Source organism: uncultured Aquincola sp. (assembly GCF_964001545.1).
In the GTDB taxonomy this organism is placed as follows: Bacteria; Pseudomonadota; Gammaproteobacteria; order Burkholderiales; family Burkholderiaceae_C; genus Aquincola.
Genome location: NZ_CAXFDV010000156.1, coordinates 1 through 3,390, shown reverse-complemented (window position 1 = coordinate 3,390; position 3,390 = coordinate 1). Strand labels below are relative to the sequence as shown.

The 3,390-nt window shown below is 72.3% G+C and carries 3 protein-coding genes; 1 reads left to right on the top strand and 2 read right to left on the bottom strand.

All coding sequences use genetic code 11. The annotated features are described in order from the left end of the window. Positions 1–170: 170 nt before the first annotated feature. The gene (locus ABNT58_RS05170) at positions 171–2,399 is read left to right on the top strand and encodes a winged helix-turn-helix domain-containing protein (RefSeq protein WP_348752437.1); all 2,229 of its coding nucleotides are present in this window, start codon (positions 171–173) and stop codon (positions 2,397–2,399) included. An 18-nt stretch (positions 2,400–2,417) separates the two neighbouring features. Here the strand turns inward: ABNT58_RS05170 and ABNT58_RS05165 are convergent, their stop codons facing one another. Continuing rightward, positions 2,418–3,173 carry a GntR family transcriptional regulator gene (locus ABNT58_RS05165; protein ID WP_348752436.1) on the bottom strand — a complete coding sequence of 252 codons (756 nt, stop codon included), beginning with the start codon at positions 3,171–3,173 and terminating at the stop codon, positions 2,418–2,420. A gap of 10 nt (positions 3,174–3,183) precedes the next feature. Further along, positions 3,184–3,390: AtzH-like domain-containing protein (locus ABNT58_RS05160; RefSeq protein ID WP_348752435.1), on the bottom strand; the 207-nt coding region annotated here is incomplete at its 5' end.

Below are 3,390 nucleotides of genomic sequence, written 5' to 3'. Positions count from 1 at the left end.
CGCGTGATCCTGCGCGCCAGCGGCGTGTTCTCGGTCACCGGGCGTGAGCCGGTGAAGCCGCGCGTCAAGCTGTAAGCCGCTCCGCGCGGGCGGCGCTATATTGAGCCGGCGCACGCCGCGCACCTGCGCCCGCGCTGTCATGGGCCTGCCCACCCTTGCCGGGAGCTGCCATGTCAGAGCTGGTCTTCGACCGATTCGTGCTGGATGTAGACCGCCGCCTGCTGCTGTGCGACGGGCAGCCCGTCGATGCGCAACCCCTGGTGTTCGACCTTCTGACCGTGCTGGCGCGGCGGCCGCGCAAGGTGGTGTCGCGCACCGAGCTGCTGGCCCTGGTCTGGCGCAGCAGCGCGGTCAGTGAATCGGTGGTGGCCCGCGCCATCATGAAGGCGCGCCGCGCCCTGCGCGACGATGCGCAGGAGCCCGTGTTGCTGCGCACCGTGCAGCGGGTCGGCTACATGCTGCAGGCGGATGTCCAGGCGCGCGCTTCCGCGGCCGCCGGTCTGCTGCAGCCGCTGCCGGATGAAGCGCCGGCCGGCCGCCTGGCCTTGCTGCCCATCGAAGACCTCACCGGCCTGCCCGCCCTGGGCTGGGCCGGCCAGGGCCTGATGCGTCTGCTGCACCAGTGGGTGTCGGGCACGGGCCTCATCAGCCTGGTGCCGCTGTCCGATGTGCTGGAAGCATGGCAACGCCGGGAACAGGGTGAGGATGCGTTGGCCCAGGTATGCGCCAGCACCGGCGCGGCCGAAGCGGTGCGCTGCCAGCTCACCTGGCAGAACGACGTGTTCACGCTGCGCGGCTGGCGTGGCCGACAGGCGCCGGGGCAGCCGGTGTTCGAGGCCACCGATGCCGATGTGCTCAAGCTCACGCGGCGCCTGGCCGATGCGCTGTGTTGCCAGGACACGCACGTCAGCGCCACCGGCACCGACGCCTTCTGGCAGGCGCAGATGGCCAGCGTGGCGCGCCTGCAGGCAGCGGGGCAGCCCGCGCAGGCGCTGGCGCTGCTGGAGCGCAGCCTGCCCGAAGTGGGGTCCAGCCTGCAGCTGGAACTCCTGAAGGCGCGGCTGCTGTACGAGTGCGCCCGCTTCGACGAGCTGCTGCAGCAGGTCGACCGGCTGCTGGCGGCCCCGGAGCCGGACCTGCCGCTGCTGGTGCGCATCGAGTTGCTCGACCTGCGGGGCGATGGCCTGCACCAGCACAACCGCCTGGAAGAAGCCATGGCCAGCTTCCAGCAGGCGCTGGCCTTGTCGCGGCAGGAGCCGCGCGCGCATGCGATGCGCCCGGACATCCTGGGCCGTGCAGCCCGTGTGGCCGCGCGCCAGCTGCAGGCGTCGGCGGCCATCGGCCTGGCCGAGCTGGCGGTGGAAGAGGCGCGCCGGCTGAAGCAGCCCGACATGCAGATGCGCGCGGCCTTGTGGCTGTGCGGCGTGCTGTCGCAGCTCGACCAGCGGCAGCGCGCGCAGGCCGCGGTCACGCAGGCCATCGAGCTGGGGCAGCGCTCGGGCCGCGCCGAGTACGAGGCGCGGGCCTGGCGCTACCTGAGCGTGCAGCAGAACACCGAGCGCCGCAATGGGGCGGCGCGCCAGTCCATCCAGCGCAGCATCGCCTTGTGCCTGCGCTGCGGCAACGCGTACGAGCTGTTCTGGTCGCGGATGACGGAGCTGCTCATCTGCACCGAGGCCGGCTGGTTCGAGGCGGCGCAGCGCTGCCGCAGCGAGCTGGCAGGCCGCCCCGACCTGCCGGGCACGCAGCGCGACTTTCTGGCGCTGGTGGGGGCCGCGCTGGACTGGCGCCTGGGACGCGACGAGGTGGCCATCGAGGCCATGCGGGCCTTGACCCAGGGCCGCGAAGGCCCGATGGACAACAGCACGATGAACGCCCATGCCGAGCTGGTGCTGATGCACCTGCATCGGGGCCACCTGGACCAGGCGCAGGCCGACCTGGCCGCCATGGCCGACCATGCCCTGGCCGGCTATGTGGAACGCCGCCAGGCCGCGCTGGCGCTGGCGCGCGGCGACCGGCCCGGCGCCATCCACCTGCTGCGGCAGGTGTGGCGCAGCGGACGCGCCGAGGGTGGCGAAGGCTTTCTGATGACGGTGGACCTGACCTGGCTGCTGCTGGAAGACGCGCCGCTGCGCTTCGACGATGCCGAGCTGGAGAGCCTCTTCGCCCATGTGCTGGACCTGTCGGATGAGGCTGCCGAAGTGCGCCTCGTCAAGGCCGCCTACCTGCTGCGCCAGCGGCCCGATGCCCACAGCCGCGCCGGCTGGGACGAAGCGGTGGCCCAGGCGCCGGTGCTGCAGCGGCGCTGCCCGATGATGCTCACCCCTTCGTACCGGGAAGCCTGGGCCGCGCGCACGCCGCCGCGCCTGCGCGAGTTGCTGAGCCGCGTGTGCTGGTAGCCGGCGGCGGCGCGGCGCTCAGGTGCCGTGCCGGCGCTGCGCCCGCGCCGCGCGCTCGCGCGCTTCGTGCAGCGTGGCCAGGGTGATCTTGCGCACCTCGGCCTTGCTTTGCTCCACGTGGGTCTTGAGCAGCAGCTGCGCCTGATCGGGCTTGCGCTGGATGACGGCGCGCAGGATCTTGGCGTGTTCGTTGTAGGTGGCCTCCACCCGGTCGGCGCGGGTGAAGTCCAGGTGCCGGATGATGCGGATGCGCTCGGTCACGTCCCAGTGCACGCGGGCGATCTCGGCATTGCCGGCGGCCCGCACCAGCGTGGCATGGAACTGCTCGTCCAGCTGGCCCACCTCGCGCGGGTCGGCCAGCCGCTCGGTCGCCGGTACCAGCCACACGGCCTTGAGCGTGTCCAGCGCTTCGGCCGGCGTGCCGGTGTGGGCGCACAGCCGCTGCACGCTGGCCAGCTCCAGCAGCACACGCAGGTCGTACAACTGTTCCAGCTTGCTGAAGTCGATGGGCTTGACGTACCAGCCCGACTTCAACTCCACCTCCAGGTAGCCCTCGTTGCGCAGGCGGAACAGGGCTTCACGCACCGGTGTGCGGCTCACGCCCAGGCGCTGGCCCAGCTCGGCCTCGGAGAAGCGGTCGCCCGGCACCAGCTGGAAGTCGTCCATCTCGGCCTTGAGTTGGGCGTACACCTGCTCGGCCAGATTGGCCCGCAGCGGCGCCGCAGGCGCCACGGTGGGAGCGGCAGCGGCAGGGGGCTTGGGGACGGCGCGCATGCGATCGATCTTACCCAGCGGTCCCCGGGGTGGTCGGTGGGTGGGCGGGCGCCGCCAGCAGGCTCACATGCGCGGCCACCACGCGCCACTGGCCATCGGCCATGCGCACCCAGGTCTGGCTCTGGCGGCCGATGGCGGTGCTGCCGGCGCGGTGGAACTCGGTCATCGCCGTGGCCATGTCGCGGCCGAAGGTGGTGATGACGGTGCGGCCCAGCGT